18 protein-coding genes are annotated in these 26,973 nt (G+C 72.0%); 9 read left to right on the plus strand and 9 right to left on the minus strand.

Features of this window, described 5'->3' with window-relative positions:
* Nucleotides 1-242 precede the first annotated feature (242 nt).
* From MRBLMG1_RS19390 to MRBLMG1_RS19405, 4 genes are all read right to left on the minus strand, one after another.
* On the minus strand, nucleotides 243-1,583 hold the full coding sequence (locus tag MRBLMG1_RS19390) for an ABC transporter substrate-binding protein (RefSeq protein WP_367825324.1): 1,341 nt from the start codon (nucleotides 1,581-1,583) through the stop codon (nucleotides 243-245).
* A gap of 68 nt (nucleotides 1,584-1,651) precedes the next feature.
* Nucleotides 1,652-2,638, minus strand: a complete 987-nt coding sequence (locus MRBLMG1_RS19395; RefSeq protein WP_367825325.1) for a carbohydrate ABC transporter permease — start codon at nucleotides 2,636-2,638, stop codon at nucleotides 1,652-1,654.
* Between the two features lie 4 nt (nucleotides 2,639-2,642).
* Nucleotides 2,643-3,569 (minus strand): carbohydrate ABC transporter permease, encoded by a 927-nt coding sequence (locus MRBLMG1_RS19400; protein WP_367825326.1) that lies wholly within the window; start codon nucleotides 3,567-3,569, stop codon nucleotides 2,643-2,645.
* Nucleotides 3,570-4,161: 592 nt separating this feature from the next.
* Nucleotides 4,162-5,148 (minus strand): LacI family DNA-binding transcriptional regulator, encoded by a 987-nt coding sequence (locus MRBLMG1_RS19405; RefSeq protein ID WP_367825327.1) that lies wholly within the window; start codon nucleotides 5,146-5,148, stop codon nucleotides 4,162-4,164.
* Between the two features lie 369 nt (nucleotides 5,149-5,517).
* On the opposite strand from MRBLMG1_RS19405, the gene MRBLMG1_RS19410 reads away from it, so the two are divergent.
* Complete coding sequence (locus MRBLMG1_RS19410; protein ID WP_367825328.1) at nucleotides 5,518-6,954, plus strand: RICIN domain-containing protein; 1,437 nt, start codon at nucleotides 5,518-5,520, stop codon at nucleotides 6,952-6,954.
* Between the two features lie 319 nt (nucleotides 6,955-7,273).
* Nucleotides 7,274-9,712 (plus strand): RICIN domain-containing protein, encoded by a 2,439-nt coding sequence (locus tag MRBLMG1_RS19415; protein WP_367825329.1) that lies wholly within the window; start codon nucleotides 7,274-7,276, stop codon nucleotides 9,710-9,712.
* Nucleotides 9,713-9,838: 126 nt separating this feature from the next.
* On the opposite strand, the gene MRBLMG1_RS19420 is transcribed toward MRBLMG1_RS19415, so the two are convergent.
* Nucleotides 9,839-11,590, minus strand: a complete 1,752-nt coding sequence (locus MRBLMG1_RS19420; RefSeq protein WP_367825330.1) for a glycoside hydrolase family 35 protein — start codon at nucleotides 11,588-11,590, stop codon at nucleotides 9,839-9,841.
* Nucleotides 11,591-11,928: 338 nt separating this feature from the next.
* On the opposite strand from MRBLMG1_RS19420, the gene MRBLMG1_RS19425 reads away from it, so the two are divergent.
* Both MRBLMG1_RS19425 and MRBLMG1_RS19430 read left to right on the plus strand, forming a co-directional pair.
* A complete protein-coding gene (locus tag MRBLMG1_RS19425) occupies nucleotides 11,929-12,933 on the plus strand; it encodes an ROK family protein (RefSeq protein WP_367825331.1) in 1,005 nt (334 codons plus the stop codon).
* A 248-nt stretch (nucleotides 12,934-13,181) separates the two neighbouring features.
* The gene (locus tag MRBLMG1_RS19430) at nucleotides 13,182-15,590 is read left to right on the plus strand and encodes a SpoIIE family protein phosphatase (RefSeq protein ID WP_367825332.1); all 2,409 of its coding nucleotides are present in this window, start codon (nucleotides 13,182-13,184) and stop codon (nucleotides 15,588-15,590) included.
* Nucleotides 15,591-15,616: 26 nt separating this feature from the next.
* Here the strand turns inward: MRBLMG1_RS19430 and MRBLMG1_RS19435 are convergent, their stop codons facing one another.
* Nucleotides 15,617-17,806: an RICIN domain-containing protein gene (locus MRBLMG1_RS19435; RefSeq protein ID WP_414721614.1), complete on the minus strand. Its 2,190-nt coding sequence runs from the start codon at nucleotides 17,804-17,806 to the stop codon at nucleotides 15,617-15,619.
* Between the two features lie 342 nt (nucleotides 17,807-18,148).
* On the opposite strand from MRBLMG1_RS19435, the gene MRBLMG1_RS19440 reads away from it, so the two are divergent.
* The 5 genes from MRBLMG1_RS19440 to MRBLMG1_RS19460 all read left to right on the plus strand — a co-directional run bounded on the left by MRBLMG1_RS19440 (nucleotide 18,149) and on the right by MRBLMG1_RS19460 (nucleotide 24,300).
* Nucleotides 18,149-19,165 (plus strand): LacI family DNA-binding transcriptional regulator, encoded by a 1,017-nt coding sequence (locus MRBLMG1_RS19440; protein ID WP_367825334.1) that lies wholly within the window; start codon nucleotides 18,149-18,151, stop codon nucleotides 19,163-19,165.
* 167 nt (nucleotides 19,166-19,332) lie between these two features.
* Nucleotides 19,333-19,920, plus strand: coding sequence for a suppressor of fused domain protein (locus MRBLMG1_RS19445; RefSeq protein WP_367825335.1), 588 nt, complete (start codon nucleotides 19,333-19,335; stop codon nucleotides 19,918-19,920).
* A 258-nt stretch (nucleotides 19,921-20,178) separates the two neighbouring features.
* A complete protein-coding gene (locus MRBLMG1_RS19450) occupies nucleotides 20,179-20,844 on the plus strand; it encodes a winged helix-turn-helix domain-containing protein (RefSeq protein ID WP_367825416.1) in 666 nt (221 codons plus the stop codon).
* A 29-nt stretch (nucleotides 20,845-20,873) separates the two neighbouring features.
* Entirely contained in the window at nucleotides 20,874-22,352 is a 1,479-nt protein-coding gene (locus MRBLMG1_RS19455; protein ID WP_367825336.1) for a sensor histidine kinase, read from the plus strand.
* Nucleotides 22,353-22,431: 79 nt separating this feature from the next.
* Nucleotides 22,432-24,300: an alpha/beta fold hydrolase gene (locus tag MRBLMG1_RS19460; protein WP_367825337.1), complete on the plus strand. Its 1,869-nt coding sequence runs from the start codon at nucleotides 22,432-22,434 to the stop codon at nucleotides 24,298-24,300.
* Nucleotides 24,301-24,497: 197 nt separating this feature from the next.
* On the opposite strand, the gene MRBLMG1_RS19465 is transcribed toward MRBLMG1_RS19460, so the two are convergent.
* The 3 genes from MRBLMG1_RS19465 to MRBLMG1_RS19475 all read right to left on the minus strand — a co-directional run bounded on the left by MRBLMG1_RS19465 (nucleotide 24,498) and on the right by MRBLMG1_RS19475 (nucleotide 26,858).
* Nucleotides 24,498-25,145, minus strand: coding sequence for an alpha-ketoglutarate-dependent dioxygenase AlkB (locus MRBLMG1_RS19465; protein WP_367825338.1), 648 nt, complete (start codon nucleotides 25,143-25,145; stop codon nucleotides 24,498-24,500).
* Nucleotides 25,146-25,373: 228 nt separating this feature from the next.
* Nucleotides 25,374-25,991 (minus strand): TOPRIM nucleotidyl transferase/hydrolase domain-containing protein, encoded by a 618-nt coding sequence (locus MRBLMG1_RS19470; protein ID WP_367825339.1) that lies wholly within the window; start codon nucleotides 25,989-25,991, stop codon nucleotides 25,374-25,376.
* A 222-nt stretch (nucleotides 25,992-26,213) separates the two neighbouring features.
* A complete protein-coding gene (locus tag MRBLMG1_RS19475; protein WP_367825417.1) occupies nucleotides 26,214-26,858 on the minus strand; it encodes a DNA alkylation repair protein in 645 nt (214 codons plus the stop codon).
* Nucleotides 26,859-26,973 lie beyond the last annotated feature (115 nt).

Here is a 26,973-nt window from a genome sequence, read left to right on the forward strand (position 1 = left end):
AACCAAACAGATTCAAACGCGCAACACCATGACACCGCCTGGCTATCCATACCGTCAAGCCCCATGGAAAGTTGAGACACGTCCGTGATTCGAGCCGCATGGGGCCGTAACTGCCGTGCGGCAAGGCATAGTTGGGGTCTGTCGTGCGCATGTCATTCAGGAAGGGGAAATCGCACAGAAATGAACGCACGGTGGCTTCGACCGCCCCTTGCGAAGGGGCAGCCGAAGCCACGGCGTCGCTGCTACTTGTTGACGGTGAAGCCCTGGTCGCTGCCGTACTTCACGCTGGCGTCCTGCCAGGCCTTGAGGCCGGCGTCGAGCTTGGTGGAGGTGACGTAGGCCTTGCCGACGGTGTCGTTGAAGATGGAGTTGGCGTAGACCTGGTAGGGGAGGTAGGTCCAGTCGGGTCCGACGTTGCGGGCGGACTCGGCGAAGATCTGGTTGGCCTTCTGGCCGCCGAAGTAGGGGAACTCGGCGTCGAGGAAGGCCTTCGATTCGAGGTCGGCGCGGGTGGCGGGGAAGGCACCCGCGGCGACACGGGAGGTGGCGCCGGCGCCGGTGGTGGCGAACTCGGTGAAGGCGTAGGCGAGTTCCTTGTTCTTGGCGGCCTTCGGCACGGCGAGCGAGCTGCCGCCGTTCTCGGCCGTCGTCTTGTCGCCCTTCGTCCACTGGGGCAGGGGGGCGACGCGCCAATCGCCGGAGGCGGAAGAGACACCGGAGGTGAAGTTGGCGGGCATCCAGGCGCCGATGGAGAGGGTGGCGATGGAGCCGTCGGCGAGGCCCTTGTACCAGGCGTCGCTCCAGGAGCTGATGGGGGCGAGGAGCTTGTCGTCGAGGAGCTTCTGCCAGGTGGCGGTGTACGTCTTGGTGCCTTCGTCACCGAAGTCGACGGTCACGTTGGTGCCGTCGGCCTTGTAAGGGCGGCCGCCGGCCTGCCAGATGAGACTGGTGGTGGCGCCGGCGTCGCCGGTGTCGTTGGTGATGAAGATCTTCGGGTCGGCCTTGTGGAGGGCGCGGGCGGCTTCCACGTACTCGTCCCAGGTGGTGGGGACCTTGATGCCGTGCTTGTCGAAGACCTTCTTGTTGTAGAAGAAGGCCATCGGGCCGGAGTCCATGGGCAGGGCGTAGATCGCCTTGTCCTCGGTGACCGCGTCCCACGGACCCGGGGTGAAGCTCGTCCCGTACTTCTGGGCGCCGTAGGACGACAGGTCCTCCACGGACTTGCCGATCGCGAACTGGCCGAGGGCGTAGTACTCGACCTGCGCCACGTCGGGAGCGCCGGACCCGGCGGCTATGGCGTTCTGCAGGGCGGTGTACTGCTTGTCGCCGGTGCCGGCGTTGACCAGTTCGACGTCGACCTTGGGGTACTTCTTCTCGAAGTCCTCCGCCACCTTCTTGAGCGTGGGTTCCCAGGCCCACACCGTCACCTTTCCGCCCTTCTCCAGCGCGGCGTTGACGTCCTCGGGGCCGGCGGCGCCACCGCCGCCGTCCGAGGCGCCGGAACCGCAGGCCGTGACGGTCAGCGCGAGCGTGGAGACCACGGCAAGGGCGCCGAGCAGTCTGCGGGTGGTGTGCGTTCTCATGGACTGTGCTCCTGGTCGGTGGTGCGGGTGGGACGGGAGAGGAGGAGGGAAGGGGAACTGGCGGGGCGTCATTCCTTGACGCTGCCTGCGGCGAGGCCGGATTGCCAGAACCGCTGGAGGAGGAGGAAGACGGCGACGATCGGGACGATCGTGAGGAGGGAGCCGGTGATGATGAGGTCGAAGACGGCTTCGCCGCCGGCGGTCTGGGCCTGGGCGTTCCAGGCGTTGAGGCCGAGGGTGAGCGGGTACCAGTCGGGGTCCTTGATCATGATGAGTGGCAGGAAGTAGTTGTTCCAGGTCGCCACCATCGAGAAGAGGAGCACGGTGACGGTGCCGGGCATCAGGAGCGGGAGCGCGATGGTGAAGAAGGTGCGCAGTTCGCCCGAGCCGTCGATGCGGGCGGCTTCGAGGAGTTCGGTGGGGACGGCCTCGGCGGCGAAGACCCACATGAGGTAGAGGCCGAAGGGGGAGATCAGGGACGGGATGATCACGGCCCAGGGGGTGTTGGTGAGTCCCATGTTGCTGAACATGAGGAAGGTGGGGACAGCCAGCGCGGTGCCGGGGACGGCGACGGCTCCGATGACGACGGCGAAGACGGCTTTGCGGCCGGGGAAGTCGTACTTGGCCAGGGCGTAGCCGCCCAGGACGGCCAGGACGGTGGCGCCGCCGGCGCCGGCGGCGACGTAGAGGAGGGTGTTGAGGAGCCAGCGGAGGAACACGCCGTCGTCGTAGGTGAGGGTGCGGGTGATGTTGTCCCAGAAGTGGCTCTCGTCGGCGAACCAGAGTCCGAAGGAGTCGAGCAGTCCCGTCTGGTCCTTGGTGGCGTTGATGACGAGCCAGGCCAGCGGGGCCAGGGTGTAGAGCAGGACCAGGCCGGTCACCAGGGTCAGCGGGATGCTGGGGCGGGGGTGGAGCGGGGTGTGCGGGAGGCGGGGCCGGCGGCGCTTGGCGGTGCTGGTGGTGGTGTGGTCCGAAGAAGCGGTGGGCGTTCGATGGGGTGTGGCTTCGGTCGCCGCCGCCGTCGTGGCGGTGGTGGTGGGGAGGGAGGTGGTCATCGGGTCAGCCCTTCCGCATGCCGCGCAGCTGGACGGTGTAGGCGATGATCGCGGTGATCACGCCCATCACGATCGCGACGGTCGCCGCGTAGTTGTGCTGCTGGCCGGAGAAGGACAGCGAGTAGGTGTAGAGGTTGGGGGTGAAGTCGCTGGTGATCGCGTTGGGGGCGAGCTTTTGCAGGATGCTGGGCTCGTTGAACAGCTGGAAGCTGCCGATGATCGAGAAGATCGTGGCGATGACCAGGGCGCTGCGGATCGCGGGCAGCTTGACCGAGGCGATCACCCGCCATTCGCCGGCGCCGTCGATGGCCGCGGCCTCGTACAGCGAGCGGGGTACGACCTTGAGCGCGGAGTAGAAGATCAGCATGTTGTAGCCGACGAACTCCCAGGTCACGATGTTGCCGATGGACGCAAGGACCAGTGACGGGGACAGCGGGTCGGGCAGGGCGACGCCCAGGGCGTCGTTGACGTTGCCGACCAGGCCGAACTGGGTGCCGTACATGAAGCCCCAGATCAGGCTGGCCACGACGGCGGGCACGGCGTAGGGCAGGAAGATCGAGACGCGGAAGAACGTCTTGCCGTACAGCCGGCCGCTGTCGATCGCCAGGGCGACCAGCAGCGCGATCCCGAGCATCACCGGCACCTGCACCAGCAGGAACAGACCCACCCGGGTCAGGCCCTGCCAAAAACGCGGGTCGGCCAGCGCCTCGCCGTAGTTGTCCAGCCCGACGAACGAGGTGCCACCGATCAGGCGGTCCTGGAACAGGCTCAGGTACAGCGCGTAACCGATCGGCGCGAGGAAGACGAGGCCGAAGACCGCCACGAACGGGCCGGCGAACCCCCAGCCCACCCAGGCCTCCTTCCGGAGGCGGAAACGGGCTCGCCGGCGAGGCGGTGGGGCCGCCTGAGCTGACGTCGACAGGAGCGTCATGGTGGTTCCTTGCGTCGGTGACCGACCGGTCGGGAACGGAGCGGTGGATGCAGAGGCCCGGGCCCGAGGGCCGGAGGAAGTCTGACCCGATGAGGAAATGTTTACGTAATCATCGGTGGCTTGATGGTTGCACCACCCTCAGAGGGGCGTCAAGCACAGAAACGTAGCGAACAAGCAGGATCTAAGTGACGAGCAGTGACAGGCCGTCCATTCGAGACGTGGCGATGCCGCCGTCGTACAACCCGGCCGTCGCCACCGGCCCGGACGAGGCGAAGCCAGTGCCTCGTCGGCGGGTTCGGTGCCGGTTCGGTGGTGGTTCGGTGCCGGTTCGGTGGCGGGGCATGCCGCAGCGACGCCGCGCGGCCCGGGCGACTCGCGGGGGAAGGCGGCGGGGAGAAGCGGCAGGTGAGGACCGCGCGGCGCCGTGGAGACGCGTAGGCGGTGCGCCGGGGACGCGTCCGGCGAGGTGGCGTGCGCCGTGGCGAAAACCGTCAGGGCGCGGGCGTGCACCGTGGCGGAAACCGTCAGGTCGCCGGCGTGCCCCACGGGGCGAAAACCGTCATGTCCCAGGCGTCCCCCGCGCCGGGATCCGTCAGCGTGCGGGCGGCGGCGCCGTGCTGGCGCGGACGACGAGGGTGGGTTCGACGGCGAGGCGGCGCGGGCCGTTGCCGCGGCGCTCGATCTGTTCGAGGAGAAGGGTCACGCAGTGCCGGCCGACGACGTCGAAGTCCTGGTGGACGGTGGTCAGCGGGGGTTCGAAGAAGGGGGCCTCGGGAACGTCGTCGAAGCCCGCGACGCTGATGTCGCCGGGCACGGACCGGCCCGCCTCGTGCATAGCCCGCAGGACGCCCAGCGCCATCTGGTCGTTCGCGGCGAAGACCGCGGTGGCGTCGGCGACCTGCGCGAGGGTCCGCCCGGCCAGGTAGCCGGACTCCGCGGTCCAGTCCCCGTACAGCACGGGCGGCACGGGGGCGCCGGCCGCGACGAGCGTGCGCTCCCACGCCTCGGCCCGCCGCCGGGCGGCGAAGGAGTCGTGCGGGCCGCTGACGTGGTAGACGGTCCGGTGGCCGAGTTCGAGGAGGTGGCCGACCACGCTCTGGGCACCGCGGGCCTGGTCGAAGTCGACGTTCGGGTACGCGTGCCCGGTGTCGCCGTCGGCGACGACCACCGGCATCGTGGGCGGCAGGTGCAGCGACGGCGTGTCGAGCATCTGCGACTCGACCAGCACGATGCCGTCGACGGACTGCAGCATGAGGTGCCGGAACGCCTGGCGTACGGCGGCTTCCGTCTGGGCGCGGACGCCCATGAAGTTGATCGAGAAACCGGCCTCGCGCGCCGCGTCGGCGATGGCTCCGAGGGTGCGGGCGTTGCCGTGGGCGCCGACGTCGAAGCTGACCACGCCGATGGCCCCGAACTTGCCCGTGACCAGGGCACGGGCCGCCGCGTTGGGGCGGTAGCCGAGCTCCTGCATCGCGGCGAGGACCTTGGCGCGGGTCGTCTCGTCGACGTTGTCGTGGTTGTTGGCCACGCGCGAGACCGTCTGTGAGGACACACCCGCCTTCGCGGCGACCTCAGCCATGGAGGGCCACTTCCGGGGTGGGCGCGAGCGGGGCGCTCTCGTTGCCTTGTCCGCCACTTCGACCGTTCCTTCCCGGAGGGTACCGAGGGCGCACGCGTGGCACCCCCATCGAGTCATGTTGACGCAAACAGGTTCGGCGGTCAAAACCCCGACCGCTTTCGTCCGAGTCCTTGACAGGCCCGGGTGCCGCTCCCAGACTTCCGGCTACATCGTGTTTACGAAAACATTACGTGTTCGCGATGTCCGTACGGCCCGAACGGCCGGTCCCCCACTCCAGGCGCCCCCCACCGCTCCGGTCCCCATAGCGGCCCCTGCCGCGCTGTCCGCGCGGCGCGCCCGGTCCGACGCAACACCACGAGGTATCGCGCCATGCGACTCAAGATCTCCGGGACGGCGGCATTCCTCTGCGCCCTCCTCCTGTCCCTCGTCACCGCCGCCGGCACGGCCCACGCCGCCCCGGTGAGCATCACCAACGGCACGCAGTTCACCGATCCGGCCGGCAATCCCGTGCACGCCCATGGCGGCGGCGTGATCAAGGTCGGTCAGTACTACTACTGGTTCGGCGAGGACCGGAACACCGACAACACGTTCCGGTACGTCTCCGCCTACCGGTCCACCGACCTGAAGACGTGGGAGTTCCGCAACCACGTCCTCACCGAAGCGACCGACCCCGAGCTCGACTGGGCCAATATCGAGCGTCCCAAGGTCATCTACAACAGCGCCACCCAGCAGTTCGTCATGTGGATGCACAAGGAGAACGGCTCCGACTACGGCGAGGCCCGCGCCGCCGTCGCCGTCTCGTCCACGGTGGACGGCGACTACACCTGGCGCGGCAGCTTCCGGCCCCTGGGGCACATGTCGCGTGACATCACCACGTTCGTCGACACCGACGGCACCGGCTACATGATCTCCGCCGCCAACGAGAACGCCGACCTGCACGTCTACCGGCTCACCGCCGACTACACCGGCATCGACGCGCAGGTGCAGAAGCTGTGGTCGGGGCAGTGGCGCGAGGCGCCCGCCATGTTCAAGCGGAACGGCGTGTACTTCCTGCTGACCTCCGGCGCCACCGGCTGGGCCCCCAACCAGCAGAAGTACGCCACCGCCACCAGCGTCACCGGCTCGTGGACGGACCTCAAGAACGTCGGCGACGGCACGACGTACCGCAGCCAGACCGCGTACGTCCTGCCGGTCCAGGGCACGAAGGGGACCAGCTACCTCTACATGGGCGACCGCTGGGGCAACTCCATGGGCGGCACGGTCAACGACTCCCAGTACGTCTGGCTGCCGCTGACCTTCCCCACCAGCACCACCATGACCATGGACTACTCCCCCCAGGTCACGATCGACACCGCCGCGGGCACCGTCACGGGCATGAACGTGCCCTGGGAGACCCTGACCGCCCGTAGCAGCGGCAAGTGCGCCGACGTGGCGAACTTCGACTCGGCGGACGGCACGCCGGTGGTCCAGTGGGGCTGCGGCAGCGGCGTGAACCAGAACTTCTGGATCAAGAAGCTGGGCACCGGATACGTCCAGATCATGGCCCGCCACAGCGGCAAGTGCCTCGGTGTGGCCGACGCCTCCATCACGGACGGCGCCCCCGCCGTGCAGGCCACCTGTGACGGCTCGACCTCCCAGCAGTGGAAGGTCCAGACCACCAACGTCTCCGGCTACGTCGCCCTCGTCGCCCGCCACAGCGGCAAGTGCCTCGACGTCGCGAACTGGTCCTCCGCCGACGGCGGCGCCCTCGACCAGTGGACGTGCAACACCGGCGACAACCAGAAGTGGTGGCGCGCGGCGGCCTGACCGCCCCGCCCCACCGTGTGACCGGCGCGGGGCGGCCACCGTCCCTGACCGCCCCGCGCCCCACGTCACCCGCACCTCCCGGCCCCGGCCGAACCACATCACCCGCACCTCCCGGCGCCAGTCGCCCCACATCACCCGCACGTCCCGGCCCGGCCGCCCCCCATCACCCGCGCACCTCCCGGCCCCGGCCCCCCGACGTCACCGCACGTGTCGGCCCCCCGGCCGCACCGCTTGACCCGTGTCCCCCGGCCCCGGTCGGGAGGCACGGCGGTGGGCTCCGCACCCACCGCCCACCCGTCCCCCCTCGAAGGAGCACGTCGTGTCCCCCACCCCCAACCGGCCGGCAGCGTCCCGGCCCCGGCTCCCCCGGAGCCTGGCAGCACTGGGCGCCACCACGGTCCTCGCCGCTACGGCCCTCACCGCCGTCGGCCCCGGTTCGTCGCCGGCGAGCGCCGTGGAGGCCCCCGCCGCGGCGCTGACCGTACGCCTCGATCCCAGTTACCAGCAGCCGTCGTTCCAGGGCTGGGGCACCGCCCTCGCCTGGTTCGCCAACATCACGGGCGGGTGGCCCGACGCGCAGCGCAACGCGCTCGCGGACGCCCTCTACGGCGCCGACGGCCTCGGGTTCACCATCGCCCGCTACAACATCGGGGGCGGCGACAGCCCCGAGACCGCCCCTTACATGCGGGCGGGCGCGGCCGTCCCCGGGTACTGGAACCGGCCCGGTCCGGAGTCCCCCGGCTGGTGGAACCCGGCCGACCCCGGCCACTGGAACCCGAACGCCGACGCCAACCAGCGCTGGTGGCTCACGGCCGCCAAGGCCCGCGGCGCCTCGACCTTCGAGGCGTTCTCCAACTCCGCCCCGTACTTCATGACCAACAGCGGCCTGGTCTCCGGGGCGGTCAACGGCTGGCAGGACAACCTCAAGTCCGACCAGTACGACCGCTTCGCCGCCTATCTCACCGGTGCGCTCCAGCGGGCCCAGACCGCCTCCGGGGTCACCTTCGACACCGTCTCGCCGATCAACGAGCCGGACACGGACTACTGGCACGCGGGCGGCCGCCAGGAGGGCTCGCACTGGGACCCGGCCTCCCAGGCCCGCATGATCACGACCCTGCGCGCCGCGCTCGACGCGAAGGGCGTGACGACCCCGATCGCCGCCATGGACGAGACGAACCCGGGGAAGTTCCGCTCCGACTGGGAGGCGTACGCCCCCGCCGTCCGCGACGCGGTGGGCCGGCTCAACACGCACACGTACGGGACGAACGGCCGCACCGGCGTCCGTGACATCGCCAAGGGCGAGGCCACGCCGCTGTGGATGTCCGAGGTGGACCTGGGCGGCAGCGTCGGCCAGAGCTTCACCGACATGAGTCCCGCCCTCGACCTCACCCAGCGCATCAACGACGACATGCGGGAGCTGGAGCCGCGCGCCTGGGTCCTGTGGCAGGCTGTCGAGGACTACGAGAACATGACGCCGGGCCGCGAGAACTCCAACTGGGGTCTCATCCAGACCGACTTCACCCCCGCCGACGCGGCCACCGAGCCGCTGCGCAAGAACAAGAAGTACTGGGCGATGGGGAACTACAGCCGCTTCGTCCGCCCGGGCTCGCGCGTCCTCAACACCGACGACCCGCAGACCCTGGCGGCGATACGGCCGGGCGGGAACGGGCTGGTCGTCGTCCACACCAACCCGACCGGCGAGGCGCGCGAGGTCACGCTCAACCTCGACGGCTTCCAGACCGCCGCGGACGGGGCCGTCGAGCGGTGGACCACCGACGGGACCAAGAACCTCCAGCGCGACAGCGACGCGGCCGTGACCGGCCGGACCTTCAAGGCGACCGTCGGCGCCGGCTCCGTCACCACGTTCGTCCTGCCCACGGTCAGCGGTGTGAACACGGCGGCGACGACCGCGCCCACCGGGGCCACGCGCCAGCTGCTCAACGACAACAGCGGCAAGGCGCTGGCCGTCGCCACCGTCAGCGGCAAGAACGTCCTCGTCCAGCGCACCGCCGCCCCCGCGGACACCGCGCAGCAGTGGACCTTCACCAAGCTTTCCGCCGCCGACTGGGGCAACACCGCCGCCTACCGGATCACCAGCACGAAGACCGGCAAGGCGCTCTCCGTGTCCAGCGGCGTCCTCGGCTTCGCCTCGCCCGGCTCCGCCACCTCCCAGCAGTGGATCCGCTCGACCACGGGCGACGGACACCACACCCTGGTCAACGTGGCGAGCGGCAAGCTCCTGGACGTCACCGGCGCCTCGACCGCCGACGGGGCTCCGGTCGGCGTCCACCAGCCGACGACGGGCGGCAACCAGTCCTGGACCTTCCCGCGCACGGCACCGGACACCTGGAAGAGCCTCTCCTTCCGGCACAGCGGCAAGTGCCTCGACGTCAGCGGCGCCGGGTCGGCCGACGGCGCGGCCGTCGTCCAGTACGGCTGCAACACCGGAACCAACCAGCAGTGGTCGCTGCGCCCCGCGAGTGACGGTTACGTGTCCGTCGTCGCCCGGCACAGCGGGAAGTGCCTCGACGTGAGCAACCTGTCCGCGGCCGACGGCGCCGAGATCTTCCAGTACTCCTGCAACGGCGGCCGCAACCAGGAGTGGGCCGTCCGCACCACCGGCGACGGGTACCTCACGCTGACCGCCCGGCACAGCGCCAAGTGCCTGGAGGTGTCCGGCGCCTCCACGGCGGACGGCACCGCCGTCGTCCAGCGGACCTGCGACGGCTCCCCCGCCCAGCAGCTGCGCCAGGGCTGACCGGACCGCGCTCACCGGACCGGGCTGACCGGACCGGACTGACCGCACCGGGTCGACGCCCGAAGAGCCGGGTCCGATCGGATGATCGGACCCGGCTCTCTCGCGTGCCGCCGCGGGCTGCCCGGGCTACTCCTCGGTGGGCCCGAGGTCGGCCGTGGCGCGGAGCTCGACCGTGCCGGCGCGGTGCGCCGCGTGGAGTTCGAGGACGACGATCTCGTTCGTACCGGCGCGCAGGACGGGAGCGGGGACGTAGAGCGACCGCTGGGGGCCGCGGGACCAGTGGCGGCCGAGGGCGAAGCCGTTGATCCAGGCGTTGCCCTTGGTGAAGCCGTCGAGGTGGAGGAAGGTGTCGGCGGGGTCGGTCACCTCGAAGGTGCCCCGGTGGAAGGCGGGTCCGACGGGCGTCGTGGTGGCGGGCGCGAAGGTGAGACCGTCCAGGTCGGTCAGGGGCAGCGGGCGGCTGGTCCAGCCCGCGAGTTCGGCACCGTCGAGGAGGACCTTTCCGAGCAGGCCCTTGCGGTCGTGGATGCCCTGGCCGTAGTTCACCCGGCCCTGGTTCTCGACGAGGACGGTGAGCGTACTGCCGGCGCGGGGGGCCGTGAGGGCGAGCGCGTGCTCGTGGTTCTCGCGCTCCAGGACGCCGACGGGCAGGCCGTCGACGAAGACCTGGGCGCGGTCGCGCACGTGCTCGACCTCCAGGAGGGCCGGGCCCTTGAGGGGCAGGGTGGTCTCGTAGAGGACGAAGCCGAAGTCCTGCTCTAGCTCCTCCATGGCGAGGGGCCGGCGTGCCTCGACGGCCGTCCCGAGGGTCGCGGCGTGTGCCAGCAGTCCGGCGCTCTCGGTCAGGCGCACGGTCCGGGCGGCGAGCTTGGCTCCGGGCGGCGGGACGGGCCCGTCCGGCACGGGGGCGTACCGGGCGATGACGTCGCGGAAGGCGGTGAACTTCGCGGTCGGGTCGCCGGCTTCGTCGAGGGGGGCGTCGTAGTCGTACGAGGTGACGGTGGGGCGGTAGGTGTGCTTGTCGTTGGCGCCGTTGGTGAAGCCGAAGTTGGTGCCGCCGTGGAACATGTAGAAGTTCACGGAGGCGCCGGTGGCCAGGAGCTCGTCGAGCTCGCCGGCGGCGTGCTCGGGGTCGCGGACGACGTGGTGGGCACCCCAGCGGTCGAACCAGCCGATCCAGAACTCGGTGCACATCAGCGGGCCCTTCGGCTGCTGTTCCCGCAGCGCGGCCAGGCCCCGGGCCGCACCGCTGCCGAAGTTGGCGGTGGCGAGGACGCCGGGCAGGGCGCCCCGCTCCAGGTCGACCGGCTGGTCGCAGGTGAACAGGGGGACGTCGACCCCGCAGGCGCGCAGCGAGTCGGCGATGTGTTCCAGATAGGCGGTGTCGTCACCGTACGCCCCGTACTCGTTCTCCACCTGTACGGCCAGGACCGGGCCGCCCTGCGAGGCGAGGTACGGCCGCAGCGGCGTCAGCAGCCGGGTGAAGTAGTCGTCGACGGCCGCCAGGAACCGCGGGTCGCGCGAGCGGAGCCGTATGCCGGGGTCGGCGAGCAGCCAGGACGGGATGCCGCCGCCCTCCCACTCGGCGCAGATGTACGGGCCGGGGCGCAGGAGGACGTGCAGCCCTTCGGCCGCGGCCAGATCGAGGAAGCGGGGCAGGTCGAGCCCGCCGTCCATGACGAAGTGGTCGGGGCGCGGCTGGTGCAGGTTCCAGGGGACGTAGGTCTCGACGGTGTTGAGGCCCATGAGGCGGGCCTTGCGGAGCCGGTCCTGCCACTGCTCGGGGTGGACCCGGAAGTAGTGCAGCCCGCCGGACAGGATCCGAAACGATTCGCCATCGAGCGTGAAGCCGCCGTCGTCGATCTGGAGAAGAGGCATGTACGGGTGCTCCTGTGCTGGGGAGGCGCGCTGTCGCGGGGGTGCGGGAAGAGCCTGACGTCCCCCATGTTTGCGTGAACATTGCATACCTGGCAAGCCTTGGCGGAACAAGATCCTCCGCCGCTCCGCCGACGGCCGCGCACTTCGACTCCGCCGGCCGGCTCCTGCTCGTCGGCGGTCGACCCGCAGGCCACCCCCGTTCCCTCTGGACGCACGTCACCTCTCCCTCGTACGCTCCCACCTACGTGCTCGAAATTGCGTGAAACTGGCACCTTACGAGCATGTTCACGCACGAGATCCCTCTGTGTGTGCATCTTCTTTCCAAGGAGCCTCCCGGCATGCCCAGCACCGCGATGTCCGTCCCGCGTGACGAGCCCGGCGGGCCCGACTGTGTCATCGCGCTCGACGTGGGCGGGACCGGGATGAAGGGCGCGCTGCTCGACCGCGATCTCAACGCCCTGTACACCGTGCGCAGGGCGACGCCCCGGCGGGCCGGGCCGGAGGCGGTGGTCGCCGAGATCGCCGCTGTACTGCGAGGCCTCGACGAGAGCGCGGCCGTCCGGACCCTGACGGTGCGGGGCGCCGGGGTGGTGGTTCCCGGCATCGTCGATGAGGAGACGCGGACGGCGGTCCACTCGGTGAACCTCGGATGGCGTGACCTGCCGCTCGCCGCCGTGCTCGAAGAGGCGACGGGGCTGCCCGTCACGCTCGGGCACGACGTACGGGCCGGCGGCGCGGCCGAGTGCCGCCTCGGGGCGGCACGGGGGGCGCGGGACGCGTGGTTCGTGCCCGTCGGAACCGGCGTCTCCGCGGCCGTGTTCAGCGACGGGCGGCCGGTGCGCGCCGGGGGGTTCGCGGGCGAGCTGGGCCACGTCGTGGTCGATCCTGGCGGCGAACCGTGCGCCTGCGGTGGCCGCGGCTGCCTGGAGACGGTCGCGTCGGCGGCGGCGATCGGCGCGGCCTACGGGGCCCGCGTCGGACGCGAGGCCGACGGCGCCGCCGAAGTGGCGGCGATGCTCGTACGGGGCGACCCCGACGCCCGGGCCGTGTGGGACCGGGCCGTCGAGGCCCTCGCCGCGGCGCTGGCCACGGCGGCGACGCTGCTCGCGCCCGAGGTCGTCGTGGTCGGGGGCGGTCTCGCCGAGTCCGGCGGTCTGCTGCTCGACCCGCTGCGCGCCGCCCTCGACCGGCGGCTGACGTTCCAGCGGCGGCCGGAAGTGGTCCGCGCGGCACTCGGGGACCGGGCCGGCTGCCTGGGGGCCGGACTGGCCGCCTGGTCCGACGCCGGCTCCCGTCCGGTCGGCACGGCGCGTACGACTCCGGGCCGGCCCGCCGCACGCTGAGGCGCCCGGGCCGCCCGGGCCGGCGGGCGGTGCCGACCGCTCGGGTCCGTTGCCATGCGGGTCCGTTGCCGTTCGGATCCGCTGCCGTTCGGGTCCCGTGCCGTTCGGGCCGTTGCCGTTCGGGTCCGTGGCCAATCGAGCCCGGTGCCATTCGGAGGAGTACGGCATGCCGAGAGACGGGCGGACGGGCAGAGTGGTTGGGGAGCGGCGGTGCCGGCCGCTCAGGCGCCGAACGGAGGGGGAGTCCGATGACCCCCGGGAGCGACGACCCGCTCGACGCGGGACACTCCGCCGCGCTCGTGGTGGATGCCGAGGGGATGATCCTGCGGTGCACACCGGCCGCGGAGAACCTCCTGAGGCGCTCCGCGGCGGAACTGCACGGGCGGCGGGTGTGGGATCTCCTCGCCGAGCCCGCGAACCGGCGGAACGTCCTCGAACAGCGTGACGGGCGGGTCTGGGAGGGCCGGGCGGAGCTCGACCCCGACTGCGGCGGCGAGGTGGAGTTCCGGGTGCTGCCGCTGGTCGCCGGCGAGCGGACCGGGATGTCGCGCGAGTTCCTGGTGCTCGGCGCCCCGCGGGCGCTGGTCGCCCAGTGGCGCCAGGGCCACGCCTTCATGCGGGAGCTGTTCCTCCAGGACCGGATCGGTCTCGCGGTGCTGGACAACGAGCTGCGGCTGGTGCGCACGAACACCCACCTCCTCCCCTACTCGGGCGTGCCGGGCGAGCTGTACGGGGCGCGGCTCGGCGACTTCCTCCGCGAGGCGGACGCCCGGGTGATCGACGCGCGGCTTCGGGAGGTCCTGGCGACCGGGGCCCCGCTGGTCGGGTTCGACGCGGAGGTCCGCACGCTGGTCGAACCGGGGTCGGGCAGGACCATGGCGCTGTCCGCGTTCCGCCTCCAGGGGGCGGAGGGGCACGTGATGGGCGTGACCGCCCTGTTCGTCGACGTGACGGAGCAGCGGCTCTCGCGGCGCCGTCTCGACCTGCTGCACCGGGCGACGGCCGTGCTCAGCACGAACCTCTCCGCCGAGGAGATCACCCGGGACCTCACGGGCGTGCTGGTGCCTGCGCTGGCCGACGTGGCCGTCGTCGACGTCGCCGAGGCCGTGTTCACGTACGAGGAGCCCGCCCCCGAGAACCATCACGACCACGCGCTCCGCCGGACGGCGGTGGCCGGCCACTCCCCCGGGGCCTCCCCCGGCGGATTCACGGCCGGGGCGCGGGTCGCGGTCGACACCGGCGGAGTGCTGTCGGGCCGGATCTGGTCGAACCGGGCGTCGAACCACGGGTCGGCCCGCGCCTCGGAGGGCGTCGGATCGCCCGACGCGCTCGGTCTCGCCCACGGGATGAGCGCGTGGCTGCGGGCACGGGGATCGCTGCTCGGCCGGATCCGGGTCGCCCGCGGCGACGAACGTCCGCCCTTCACGGGCGAGGACCTCGCCCTCATCGAGGAGATCGCCTCCCGCGCCGCCCTGGTCGTGGACAACGCGCGCCGGTACGCCCGCGAGCGGAACGCCGCGGTCGGTCTCCAGCGCAGTCTGCTGCCCTCGTCGTCGACCGACACCCCCACGGTGCGCACCGCGAGCGTGTACCTCCCGACCGACACGGCCACAGGGGTCAGCGGCGACTGGTTCGACGTGATCCCGCTGTCCTCCGCGCGGGTCGCGCTGGTCGTCGGGGACGTCGTCGGGCACGGCCTGCAGGCCACGGCGACGATGGCGCGGCTGCGCACCGCCGTACGGACGCTGGCGGACCTGGACCTCGAACCCGACGAGCTGCTGACGCACCTCGACGACCTCGTGTCCCAGTTCGCGATCGACGCCGACGGCGCCCAGGCGAGCCGGCCTCCCGGCACCGAGATCGCGTTCGGGTCGTTCGGCGCCACGTGCCTGTACCTGACGTACGACCCCGTGACACGGCGCTGCCTGGTGGCCAGCGCGGGGCACCCGCCACCCGCCCTGGCGGCCCCGGACGGCACCGTCGCCTACGTCGACCTCAGCCCCGGTCCGCCGCTCGGGGTGGGTGGCCTGCCGTTCGAGCCGGTCGAGGTGGAGGTGGCGGACGGCGGTGTCCTCGCGCTCTACACGGACGGTCTGATCGAGCGCGGCCACGCGGACCTCGACGAGGGGATGGCCGCCTTCCGGCAAGCGCTGTCGGCGTCGCTGGCGGCCGGTCGGCCCTTGGAGGCGATCGGTCCCGAGGTGGTGGCGGGGCTGGTGCCGGGTCCGCTGTCGGACGACGTGACGCTGCTGCTCGCGACGGTCCGCGGGGTGCCCCCGGAGGACCATGTCCTGTGGACGTTCCCGGCCGACCCTTCGGTGGTGGCCGAGGCACGCGCGCGCGTGCTCGCGCAGCTGTCCCGGTGGGACCTGGACGAACTGGCCTTCACCACCGAGCTGGTGGCCAGCGAGCTGGTCACCAACGCCATCCGGTACGCGGGCGGGCCCGTCGGGCTCCGGCTGATCCGCGCGGCGTCGCTGATCTGCGAGGTCTCCGACGGCAGCGGTACGCAGCCCAGGATGCGCCGGGCCCACGCCACGGAGGAGGGGGGCCGGGGCCTCTTCCTCATCGCGCAGCTCACCGACCGGTGGGGAAGCCGGTACACGCGCTCGGGCAAGACCATCTGGACGGAGCAGGCCCTGCCGCCGCACCGGTGACGCGGCGGCAGGCGCCCGCCGTCACCTCAGGTGATCGTCCACTGCTGCCGCGCCGTGCCGGTGTCCGGCTGCTGTGTCACCGCGGAGCCGTTGCCGGTCGAGGCCGTCGTGAGCAGCAGGCCGCTCTTCAGGGACGCGACCGTGTAGGTGCCGTTCGCCTGTCGGGTGAGGTTCCACCGCTGGTTCGCTCCGCCGGTGCAGGTCCACTGGACCACCTTGGCCCCGGCCGTGGTGGAGCCGCCCTCGACGTCGGCGCAGAGTCCCGACTCGGCGTTGACGATCTCGTAGGAGCCGTCGGTCTTCCGGGTGAGGTTCCAGTTCTGGTTGGCGCCGCCGGTCGGGCTCCAGGTGATCAGCTGGGTGCCGGGGGTGGTGCTGTGGTCGGGGTCGTCGAGCGCCCGGCCACCGGTGACGAGGGTGTGGGTGCCGTCGGGGACGGGGCCCGGCGCCGCACCGGTGGGCGTGAGCGTCAGGGTCTGTTCGCCGGCGCCGCGGGTCCCGCCCACCGGGTTGCCGGTGGTGTTGGTCCAGTCGCGGGTGGGGACGGTCTCGGCGAGGCGTGCCGGGTCGGCCGACAGGCCGATCACGAGTCCGCTGTAGCGGTTGACGAGCCGGTACGTGCCCGTCGCGGTGCCGTCGGCGGCGGAGGCGCCGGGGATCACGAACCACTGCTGGCCCACACTGGGCCCGCCGGCCGGCATGGCGGTCACGGTGGGCTTGGTGCCCCAGGCGCGCTGGGTGGTGGCGGCGGAGTCGACGCCGAGCAGCCGGCCGGTGGAGGCGTTGGAGATGCGGTACGAGCCGTCGCCGCCGGCGGTGAACACCCAGGATTCGAGGGCGGATCCGGTGCCGGCGGCCACGGAGGTCGTGGCGGAGCCGCCGGACACCTGGGCGAGGACGCGCCCACCCGCGCCGGTGATCCGGTAGGTACTGCTCGTGTCGACGGGCGCGGCGGGAGCCGAGGAGCCGATCGTGAGGTCGACGTACTCGCTCGACGATCCGCCCGAGCAGCCGAACGAGCAGTACGAGCGGAAGTTCCTGCCGACGATGCCGGAGCCGGTCTTGTTCACGCCGTCGAGGAACCAGCGGTACCAGGAGGCGTTGGTGTAGGCGCCGGTGTCGCCGAGCAGGAACCACTTCTGCGTCGTGAGGTCGGTCGTGGCGTAGATCTGCTGGGGTGCCTTGCCGCTCTGGTCGACGGCCTGCGGCTGGCCGATGTAGAGGCCCAGGTACGCGTTGTAGGTGATGTCCATGACGAACAGCGGTGACGTGGGCGGCATCCGGCCCGCCGCGACCTGCTGGGCGACCGTACCGGCGGTGGCGGGGTCGTACTCGCCGGACACCGGGGTGTAGCCCGTGGTGCCGCCGGCGCCGACCGGCACCATGTTGGACTCCCTGCCGCCGACGCCGGGCTCGGACCAGGCGCCGTCGTACCACTTCTGCCAGGAGCCGGGCGCCAACTTCGCGGACATCGGCGAGCGGGCCACGTGCGCGTGGAACGCCTTCCAGCCGCCGCCCTTCTCCACGACGCGCGAACCGTAGAAGGCGTAGAAGTAGCCGGACGCGGTGTCGGCGAACAGCCGCTGGTCGCCGTCGCCGTAGTGGTAGGTCTGCTGCGGGAAGGCGGCGGTGTCGCCCCGCTTGGTGCTGTACGGCGAGGTGATCACGTGGCCCTTGACGCGCCACGTGCGGCCCTGGTCCGTGGAGACGGCGGTGTCGATCCCGTCGTAGTGCACACCGTCACCGAACGGCTGGGGGGTGAACTCGTTGTGCACGAGGCCGTACCAGTCGCCGGTGTCCGGATCGACCCACACGCCGGCCAGGTCGCAGTAGTTCCGATGGGCGTACGACGAGCCCGCCGGCGCGACGGTGGCCTCGACGCCCGTCGGGCTGTTGTCGCACCGCCAGGTCGTGTCGTCGTTCCTGTCGGCGGGGTTCGCGGGGTCGGCCGCACCACTGATCGCGGCGGACCGGGTGGCGGTGTCGAAGTTCGTGCCGGTGTAGAACGTCCACTTCCGCGGGTCGTTCGCGCCGTACAGCGCGTGCGACTGCTGGAAGTAGAACGTGCCGTCCTTGTCGATATAGGTGCCCGCGGGCGTGTCGTCCGGATGGGTCCACGACCCCTTCGAGCCGACGGTGACGGTGTACGTGGGGGCGGCGGACGCGTCAGCGGACGCTGACGGTGCCGTCAGGGCGCTGCCGCCCGCCATGGCCATGGCCGTGGCGGCGAGAGCTCCGACGAGTCTCCTTCGGGTGCCTGGCACAGGTACTCCTTCGACGTGGGGGACCGCGTGACGACGTGCTGGACCGCGTGACGACGTGCTGGACCGTGTGACGACGTGCTGGACCGTGTGACGACGTGCTGGACCGTGTGACATCGAGCAGCTCGGCGCAGAACGTACGGCTGATTTGACCGGTAAAACAAGACGTGGACGCAGAATCCTTCGCATCTCCACGCTTCGGCGGCAGCCCAGACCACAGGCCCGCGCCCACCCTTGACCGGCGGGCCGGGCGGGGCTACGGTGCTTCCTCTTTGATCGGTAAAACGAGGGCGCGCCATGGTGACGATGCAGGACGTGGCGGAGCGGGCGGGCGTCACGAAGCAGACCGTCTCCAACGTCATCAGCGGCAGGGTGGCGGTGCGGCCGGCGACCGAGGCGCGGGTGCGGGCGGCCATCGACGAGCTCGGGTACCTGCCGAACCTGGTGGCCCGGTCCCTGGCGACCGGCAACACGAGGACGGTCGGCCTCTTCGTGCCCACCGTCGCCACCGCCTTCTACGCGGACGTGGTGGAGGCCGTCGAGGACGTCCTGGAGGAGCACGGCCACCGCCTGCTGCTCTGCACCACCCGCCGGGACGGGGAACGGGCCCGGCGCCATCTGGCCGGCCTGACGAGCCGATCGGTGGACGCCCTGCTGATCGCGGGCGACCAGGACCTGATCGACCATCTGCCGCTGCTGGCCCACGCCCGCTTCCCCGTCGTGCTGTGCGCGTGGGAGACGGACGTGCCCGAACGCTTCCCCGTCGTCACCATCGACTACGACTACAGCGGCTACCTCGCCGGACGCCACCTGCGCGAACTCGGACACGAGCGGGTGGCCGTCCTGGCCAGCCCCGCCCATTCCGTACGCGTCGAGGGGTTCCGGCGCGCCTTCGCCGCCGACGGGGTGACCGTCCCGGACCGCGCGATCCACATCGCACCGGAACCATCCTTCCGGGGCGGCATCGCCGCCGCGCACGCGGCCCTCACAGCGGCGCCCGGGACCACCGCTCTCTTCGCCACCCACGACGTCCTCGCCGCCGGCGCCCTCGTCGCGGCCCGCGAGGCCGGGCACTCCGTACCCCACCGCCTCTCCGTGGTCGGACTCGACGACAGCCCCGAAGCACTCCTCTCCCGTCCCGAACTCACCAGCGTCGCCCTCCCCAAGCGCGAAATGGCCCGCCAGGCCATCGAACTCCTCCTACGCGACACCACCACCCCCGACTCCTCGGTCACCTCCCGCCTCCTCCTCCGGCCCGAACTGGTCGTCCGCGACAGCACTGGGCCCGCGGCCTGGGTTCTGTCCGGAAAGTAGCGCCGTCGGCCCGCGGGCCAGGCGGGACTTTCCGGGCCCTGGGGACTGCCTTATGGATCATGCGCCGCGAGCCGGCATGATCGACAAGACACCCCCCCCAGCTGGCTCCGTTCCTTGCGCGGAGCCCCGTTGAGGTCGACAGCCCGTGCTGCTGCCATGATCGGCGCATGTCTTCCGCTTCCCTCCTCGCCGCCCGGGCGGCCCTGCGCGCGCACCTGGAGCGGCACTTTCCCGAGCAGATCATCGACGAGTTGCCGGGCGTCGACGGACCCATCGAGGAGCGGGTGCCCGGGTTCCGGGTGTTCCGGATCCACCCCCGTGGGCCGGGCGAGTGGTGGGTGTACGTGACGTCCGGCTGCTGGGCGGCGACCCAGGAGGGCGGGCACGGGGCGGAGTTCTTCCTCGCGGCCCCGCGGGACGACTGGCTGAACCGGGAAAGCCTCACCGTGAACGCGTACTACCACTGCGGCCCGGACCATCAGCGGCTGGACGTCGGGCACACCGTCCCCATCGGCAGGCCGTGGCTCGACGACTCCGCGTGCGACCACTACCTGATCAGCCTGCCGTACCCGTACGGCCCTGACTTCGAGGTCTGCGCCTGGGACGAAACGGCCCACGCCCGACTCCTGTGGCTGCTGCCGATCACCAAGGAGGAGAAGGACCACCGCCGCGAACACGGCCTCGAGGCCCTGGAGAGCCTCTTCGATGAGCGGGAGATCGATCCGGTCGACCCTCACCGCCCATCCGTGGTCTAGGCCATATTTCTCGAATCGTCTGACGTTGGTTGGTGTCTGTCGTCGACTGACGCGCAGTGGGCGCGGATCGAGCCGTTGTCTCCAGACCGGCCGCCGGACGCCGAAGTGGGGCGGGCGATGGCGTGCTCAGGCCCCGGTCGGCGAGCCGGACGACGATGCCCTCGGACGGTCCCGCAGCGGGCTGACCCCCACGCGGCCGGGGGGGCGCGGGCGTGTCCGAGGCGTCGGGGGCCATCACCTAGGGTGTGCGGCGTGCGAGTGCTACTGGTCGAGGACGACGACAACCTGCGGTTCGGGGTGGCGGCCGCGCTGCGTGCCGCGGGGCTCGCCGTCGACGAGGCCGCGGATCTGCCGCGGGCCGACGAGGCGCTGTTCGTGACCGCGTACGACTGTGCCGTCTTCGACCGGATGCTTCCGTCGGGGGACGCCGCCGTGTACGTGGAGGGGCTGCGCCGGAGCGGCCGGGCGGTGCCGGTGCTCTTCCTCACCGCGCGGGACTCGGTCGCCGACCGCGTCGAGGGCTTCGCGAGCGGCGGCGACGACTACCTGGTCAAGCCGTTCGCCGTGCCGGAGCTGGTCGCCCGGGTGCGCAGTCTGTGCCGGCGTTCCGCCGTCGTCCGCCCGCCCGTGCACCGGGTGGGCGACCTGGAGATCGACACCGCACGGCGGCGCGTCCACCGCGCCGGGGTGCTGCTGACCCTGACGGGCCGCGAGTTCGCCGTCCTGGAGGCGCTCGCCACGCGTGCCGATCAGGCGGTGTCCCGGGCCGAGCTGCTCGAGAGCTGCTGGGACGAGATGGCCGAGCCGCAGTCGAACGTCCTCGACGTCCTCGTCTCCCAGCTCCGCCGCAAACTGGGCGACCCGCCCGTCGTCCACACCGTGCGGGGCGTCGGCTACCGCCTCGCGGCGGATGACGCGGCGTGAGGCGTCCCGCTCGGCTAAGCGGAGCACGGATGCCCACCCCGACGGAGCGGGTGCGTCGGCTGCGGCGTCGGACGACCGTGCTGTTCGCGCTGACCAGCGCCGTGGGGCTGGTCGCGATGGCCGCCTTCGCCGTGCGCAGCGACGACGCGCGCTGGCGCGAGCAGCTGGACCGGACGATGAACGGGGACACCAGTTGGGCGGTCGGCCTCCTGGAGACCGAGGAGGACGGCCGGCTGGACACGCGCACGCTCGTCGAGACGATGGGGACCGGCTGTCCGCCCCTGTCGGTGCTGACGGTGCCGCCCGTGAAGGACCGGCGAACCCAGGACCCCCGCCTGGTCGTGGAGCACGCCCCGGCCAGACCCTGCCTGTCCGTGGCGGACGCGGACGTACAGGAGGTGGCGGCGGCAGCCGCGCGCGGCGAGGACGGTGTGGCCTCCGACCGGCGGGCGACGGACGGCGAGCCCGTCCGGGTCTTCGCCATGCCCTTCTTCGCGCCGGACGCGGGCGACGGTGATCCGCCCCAGGGCGTCATCGTGACCATGACGGCGACATCGGACCAGGCGGCCGATCACCGTCGGCTGCTGTGGCTGGTGACGGCCGGTTGCACGCTCCTCGTGGCGCTCTCCGCGGCCGTGGGCCACCTGCTGTCGGGGCGGGCCGTCCGACCGGCCCTGATCGTGCTCGGCCAGCAGGAGGCGTTCCTCGCCGACGCGGCGCACGACCTCCGTACACCGGCCGCGTCCCTGCGGACGCTCGCCGAGACCGCGCTGCGCGGCGAGACGGACACCACCGACGTACTGAAGCGCACACTGCGGCTCGCCGAGGGCATGGGCGGCCTGGTCGACGGGCTGCTGACCCGGGCCAGGCTCATGTCCGGCACGGCCGCGCTCGCGCGCGAGCCGCTGCGGTTCGACCAGCTCGTGGAGGCGGTGGTCGAGGAAGCGGTGGCGGTCGGGGACGCGGTGGTGGTGGTCGGGGAGCCAGTGGTCGACGAGGCGATGGTCAGAGAGGAAGGGGTCGGGGAGGAAGTGGTCGGGGAGGCAGGGGTTGGGGAGGAAGTGGTCGGCGAGGCAGGGGTTGGGGAGGCAATGGTCGGCGAGGCAGGGGTTGGGGAGGAAGTGGTCGGCGAGGCCCCCGCGGGGGGTCACCGTGTGACGGTCACGGCCGAGGAGACCGTCGTGAACGCCGACCCCGATCTCGTCCGCAGGGCCGTGGCCAACCTCCTCGGCAACGCCCTCGCCCACGGGCACCTCCCCGGCGTGCCCGCCGACGTCCGGATCGGTGTCGCCCGGGACGGGTCGGTGACGGTCGAGGACGCGGGACCGGGGCTGCCGCCGGAGATCGCGGGCGCGCTCTTCGAACGGTTCCGCAGCGGGGCGAGCTCGACCGGCCTGGGGCTCTCCATCGCGTCCTGGGTGGCTCACGCCCACGGCGGCACGCTCACCGCCGACCGCGGCGACCTCGGCGGCGCCCGCTTCGTCCTGCGTGTGCCCACGGCTCCCTGACGCGTCCGTGTCCGTTCCTCATCAAATCCTCAGCATCGGCCCGGCAAGCTCCCCCTGAACCGAACATGGGAGCACCACGTTGATCCGCGCCGCCCGCCGCCCCGCCCTCGCCGTCACGCTCGCCGTCGTCGTCGGCGCCGCCCTCGCCGCCTGCACCGCGGCCCCGGACCCCACCCCGGACCGGTCGGAGCCTGCCCGCCGGGCCGACCCCGCCACCCGGCCCGAGCTGCGCGCCTTCTACGGACAGAAGCTCAAGTGGACCGCGTGCGGGGACCACCAGTGCGCCGAACTCACCGTCCCGATGGACTACGCGCACCCGGCGAACGGCAAGACCTTCGTCCTGCCGGTGGCCCGCGCCGTCACGACCGGGTCCGGCGGCCGGATCGGGTCGGTCATCGCGAACCCCGGCGGCCCCGGCGGCTCCGGTGTGACATCCCTCCTCGAGGAGGGGATGGCCGAGTCCTTCACCCCGAAGGTGCGCGCCCGCTTCGACATCGTGTCCTTCGACCCCCGGGGCGTCGGCGGCAGCTCCCCCGCTCTGACCTGCGGCGGAGACAGGGAATCCGCGGAGCCTTCGAATGGCACGGAGCCCGCGGAGAGCGCGGAGCCGTCGGAGAGCACAGAGCCCTCGAAGAACGCGGAGCCCTCGGAGAGCACGAAGCCCTCGGAGAACGCGGAGCCCTCGGAGAGCACGAAGCCCTCGGAGAACGCGGAGCCCTCGGAGAGCACGAAGCCGTCGGATCCCTCGGAAAGCGCGACCGCACCGGCCGCCGACGAGAAGGCGGCCCCGGCGACCCCCGCAGCCGATCCGTTCTTCCCGAGGACCGAGTCGGAGCGCGCCGAGGTGCTCGCGGCCGCGAAGCAGGAGGCCGACTCCTGTGTGAAGGCCGGCGGCGGGACCCTGCGCCACGTCGGTACGGAGGACGTCGCCCGGGACATGGACGTGCTGCGGGCGGCGCTCGGGGAGTCCCGCATCACCTACCTCGGCTGGTCGTACGGGACGAGCCTGGGGACCGCGTACGCCGAGCAGTTCCCGCGCCGGGTCCGTGCCATGGTCCTCGACGGTGCCGTCGACCCCTCCCTGGACTGGTCCCGGCGTGCCGTGAGCCAGGGCGTCGGGTTCCGGCGGGCGGTCGAGGACTACATCGCCTCGTGTGCCGAGGTCGCCGGAGACAGCTGCCCCGGCGACACCCCCGAGGAGATACGCGGCCTCGTCGAGGGTCTGTTCGAGAAGACCGCGCGCGAACCCCTGCCCGTCGACGGGGACGAGTACGGCGCCGACGCGAACACGCTGCTCGGCGCGCTCACCACGTCCATGTACACCCCGGAGGCCCAGTGGAAGGACCTGTCGGAGGCCCTGGCCGACGCGGAGCGCGGCGACGGCACGAAGCTGGCCCGGTTGGCGCACTCCGAGGAACCCGCCCCGGAGACGGAGACCGACGACTCCGAGACCGACGGGACCTCCGGGACCGCCCCCGCCCCGGACGCTTCCGATGACACCGGCACGCCCGCCACGCCCGGCACGTCGGCTCCGTCCGACAACAGTGACGCTGCACTCCAGGCCGTCAACTGCTTCGACGTCCCGCACCCGCGTGACGCCCAGGCGTACTGGAAGGCCCTCCCCGTCGCCGACAAGGCCGCAGGCCGCTACGGCACGTCGAGCGTGACCTCCGCCCTCACCTGCAAGGACTGGCCCACGACCACCCGGAAGCCGCACCGCGTCAGCGCTGACGGCGTCCCTCCCGTCCTCGTCGTCGGCACCACCGGCGACGCTGCCACCCCGTACGAGGAGGCGGCGAGCCTGGCCTCCCAGTTCCCCGGCGGCCGGCTCCTGACGTACGAGGGCTTCGGCCACACCGCGTACGGCCGCAGCAACTCCTGCGTCACCGGCCACGTCGACTCCTACCTGATCGACCTCCGAACCGTCCCCACCGGCACCACCTGCTGAGGACGCCGGGCCCGCCTGCTGAGGACGGGGCAGCGCCACCTGATGAGAATGCCGGGCCCGCCTGCTGAGGATGGGGCAGCGCCACCTGATGAGAATGCCGGGCCCGGCTGGTGAGGACGGGGCGGCGCCGCCGGCTGAGGATGCCGGGCCCACCGCTCACGAGGGCCGACAGCACGACCCTGATCCCGTACGGAACCTCAGCGCACTCCCCGGGGGCGGAACTGGACGCTGATCCGGGGCCCGACGGCGCGGCTCGTCTTGGGAACGGCGTGTTCCCAAGTGCGCTGGCAGGAGCCGCCCATCACCACGAGGTCACCGTGGCCGAGCGGGAGACGGAGCGCGGTCGGGCCGCCGGAGCGCGGGCGGAAGGCGAGATCGCGGGGGTCACCGAGGGACAGGATGGCGACCATCGTGTCGTGGGTGGCGGACCGGCCGGTCCGGTCGCCGTGCCAGGCGACGCTGTCCCGACCGTCCCGGTAGAGGCAGAGGCCCGCAGTCACGAACGGCTCCCCCAACTCGTCCGCGTAGTGGGCATCCAGCATCTGCCGCGCCTCGGCAAGCGCCGGATGCGGCAGTACGGCGCCCTCTCCGTAGTGCGCCAGGAGCCTGGGTACGGCCACCACACTGTCGTACATCGCCCGCTCCTCGGCCCGCCACGGCACCCGCCCGACCAGCTCCTCGAACAGCGCGTCGGCCCCGCACAGCCAGCCGGGCAGATGGTCGATCCACGCGCCCCCGTCCAGCTCGGTCCGCCGAAGCCCGTCCAGCAGACCGCACCTGATCTCGTCACCCTGGTCGAACAGGGAGCCTTGGAGTCCGGGCAGGGTGGGTCGTGCTGCGGTCATGGATCCAGCGTAATCCAATAACCGAACATGTGAGCGAATCAGGGGGTGCCTTCAACGCGCTGGGCAGTGCCTTCCTTGTGTCGGGCGGTGCCGTCCGCTCGCCAGGCGACGACTTCCGCGTGCCGGGCGACGTCTTCCGCGGGCCGGGAGGTGCTTCTCGCATGCCCGGGCGGTGCCTTTCGGGCGCCGTCCCGGAGTCCAGGGCCGTCTCTCCGCGTGGCGCGGCCGTCAGAGACTGTTCAGGAGGTCGTCGAGCGGTGCGGGCGCCCGGGCCGGGTCGAGGGCCTCCACGAGGAGGGTGCCGTAACGGATCTTGCGCCCCTTCTTCGTGCCGAGGAAGCGGCGGAGCTGCTGGTGACGGGGGCGACCGTGCTGGGCGGGCTGGTGGAGGAAGGTCTGCCAGGGGCGGAGGTCGCCCTCCAGGCGGATGATCTCCTCGACGGCGGCCGGCCCGAGCGTGCGGATGAGCTCGTCCTCCAGATCGGCCACGCACACGAAGATGTCGTCGTGGGGCGCCCCTGCCCGCCGGAGGCCACGGTCGTAGTAGGGCTGTTCCCGGGCGTCGCAGAGTCCGGTGAGGCGCAGGCCGAGGCCGGGCGGGCCGAGGAGGCCGGCGTAGTGGGCGACGTTCATGGCACCGCCCATGGAGACGACAGCAACGCCTTCGCCGGCGAGGTCGCGACCCCGCCGCCGGGCAAGCGTCTCCACGGCCGCAAGATCGCTCGGGCCCTCCAGGAGCACGGCCGTACGCAAGTCCAGACGCGAGGCCAGGTCCCTCGCGATGTCGCCGGAGCCGCCGGCCGCCCAGCCGCTGATCTCGTCCTGGAACGCCGTCATGTGTGCCATGGGGCGAGTGTGCCCGCCCGGGGGCCCGTACGGCACCGAATATTCGCCGGTCATCGGAAGCGGGGGCCGGTCCCGGGTGGCCCGGGTCGTCGGCCCCCGGAGGGCGGGCCCCAGTCGTCACGTCCGGCCGTCGGGTCCGGGGCCGCCAGGTCCGGGGCCGCCAGGTCCGACCGTCGACCCCGCCGCCGACTCGGCCGCCAACTCGGCGGGCCGGGCGCAGGGCTACGCGTCGTGCTGTCGGCGAACCATCTCGATGATCCAGACAGGCGCGAAGGGCGAGGTGCAGCCGGGCGAGGTCGGATAGTCCTTGAGGACCTCAAGACGCTCGCCGATGTCGATGGCACGGGAGCGGTATGCGGCGTGGTCGATGCCGATCCGGGCCAGGCAGTGGTTCATCGCCCACTGCAGGCGGTCGGGCGCGTCTTTCATGTCGGCTTCGATGACGTCGAGCAGGCCCGTGAGATCGAGGCCGTCGGCCTTCCCGGCCACGCGCTCGGTGGTGAGCGCCCAGCCGGCACTCGCGACCACGGGGTCGGGGTCGGCGGTCCACGCGACGCGCAGTTCCTCGGCGTGCGGGTTCTTTTTCACCACGTAGTTTACGAGCCAGTCGTGGACCTTGGGGGTACGGGCCTCGCGCAGCATCGCGTCCAGCCGGTCGCGCTCGAAGGCCTTCGGGCGGCAGACGAGCAGGGCGAGCAGCCGCGCCGCCGTGTCGCCCGTGTCCCACAGCCGGCAGGCGAGTTCCTGCTGCGTCTTCAGCCGTTTCGCAAGCGCCCGCAGCTTGCCAAGGTTCACACCATGGTCGTCGCCGTGCCGCTCATTCACGGCGCGCACCTTCGGATCCTCAAGGTCCGCCAGCTCGGCCATCACCTCGGCCAACGCCGTCTCGGCCACCGCAGCCCTCCTGTCCGTCACGTACGGCCTTCAGCCTACGACGCGGCGCGGCCGCGGGAAGCGCGGGGCTTACCGGGGGTCGCGGCAG

It is taken from the genome of Streptomyces sp. LMG1-1-1.1 (assembly GCF_040815545.1).
Taxonomy (GTDB): Bacteria; Actinomycetota; Actinomycetes; order Streptomycetales; family Streptomycetaceae; genus Streptomyces.

Bases quoted from the DNA above. Each gene is read 5' to 3' on its own strand.
- MRBLMG1_RS19390 (WP_367825324.1), bottom strand. From the start codon at position 1,583: ATGAGAACGCACACCACCCGCAGACTGCTCGGCGCCCTTGCCGTGGTC.
- MRBLMG1_RS19395 (WP_367825325.1), bottom strand. From the start codon at position 2,638: ATGACCACCTCCCTCCCCACCACCACCGCCACGACGGCGGCGGCGACC.
- MRBLMG1_RS19400 (WP_367825326.1), bottom strand. From the start codon at position 3,569: ATGACGCTCCTGTCGACGTCAGCTCAGGCGGCCCCACCGCCTCGCCGG.
- MRBLMG1_RS19405 (WP_367825327.1), bottom strand. From the start codon at position 5,148: ATGGCTGAGGTCGCCGCGAAGGCGGGTGTGTCCTCACAGACGGTCTCG.
- MRBLMG1_RS19410 (WP_367825328.1), top strand. From the start codon at position 5,518: ATGCGACTCAAGATCTCCGGGACGGCGGCATTCCTCTGCGCCCTCCTC.
- MRBLMG1_RS19420 (WP_367825330.1), bottom strand. From the start codon at position 11,590: ATGCCTCTTCTCCAGATCGACGACGGCGGCTTCACGCTCGATGGCGAA.
- MRBLMG1_RS19425 (WP_367825331.1), top strand. From the start codon at position 11,929: ATGCCCAGCACCGCGATGTCCGTCCCGCGTGACGAGCCCGGCGGGCCC.
- MRBLMG1_RS19430 (WP_367825332.1), top strand. From the start codon at position 13,182: ATGACCCCCGGGAGCGACGACCCGCTCGACGCGGGACACTCCGCCGCG.
- MRBLMG1_RS19435 (WP_414721614.1), bottom strand. From the start codon at position 17,806: ATGGCCATGGCGGGCGGCAGCGCCCTGACGGCACCGTCAGCGTCCGCT.
- MRBLMG1_RS19440 (WP_367825334.1), top strand. From the start codon at position 18,149: ATGGTGACGATGCAGGACGTGGCGGAGCGGGCGGGCGTCACGAAGCAG.
- MRBLMG1_RS19445 (WP_367825335.1), top strand. From the start codon at position 19,333: ATGTCTTCCGCTTCCCTCCTCGCCGCCCGGGCGGCCCTGCGCGCGCAC.
- MRBLMG1_RS19455 (WP_367825336.1), top strand. From the start codon at position 20,874: ATGCCCACCCCGACGGAGCGGGTGCGTCGGCTGCGGCGTCGGACGACC.
- MRBLMG1_RS19465 (WP_367825338.1), bottom strand. From the start codon at position 25,145: ATGACCGCAGCACGACCCACCCTGCCCGGACTCCAAGGCTCCCTGTTC.
- MRBLMG1_RS19470 (WP_367825339.1), bottom strand. From the start codon at position 25,991: ATGGCACACATGACGGCGTTCCAGGACGAGATCAGCGGCTGGGCGGCC.
- MRBLMG1_RS19475 (WP_367825417.1), bottom strand. From the start codon at position 26,858: ATGGCCGAGCTGGCGGACCTTGAGGATCCGAAGGTGCGCGCCGTGAAT.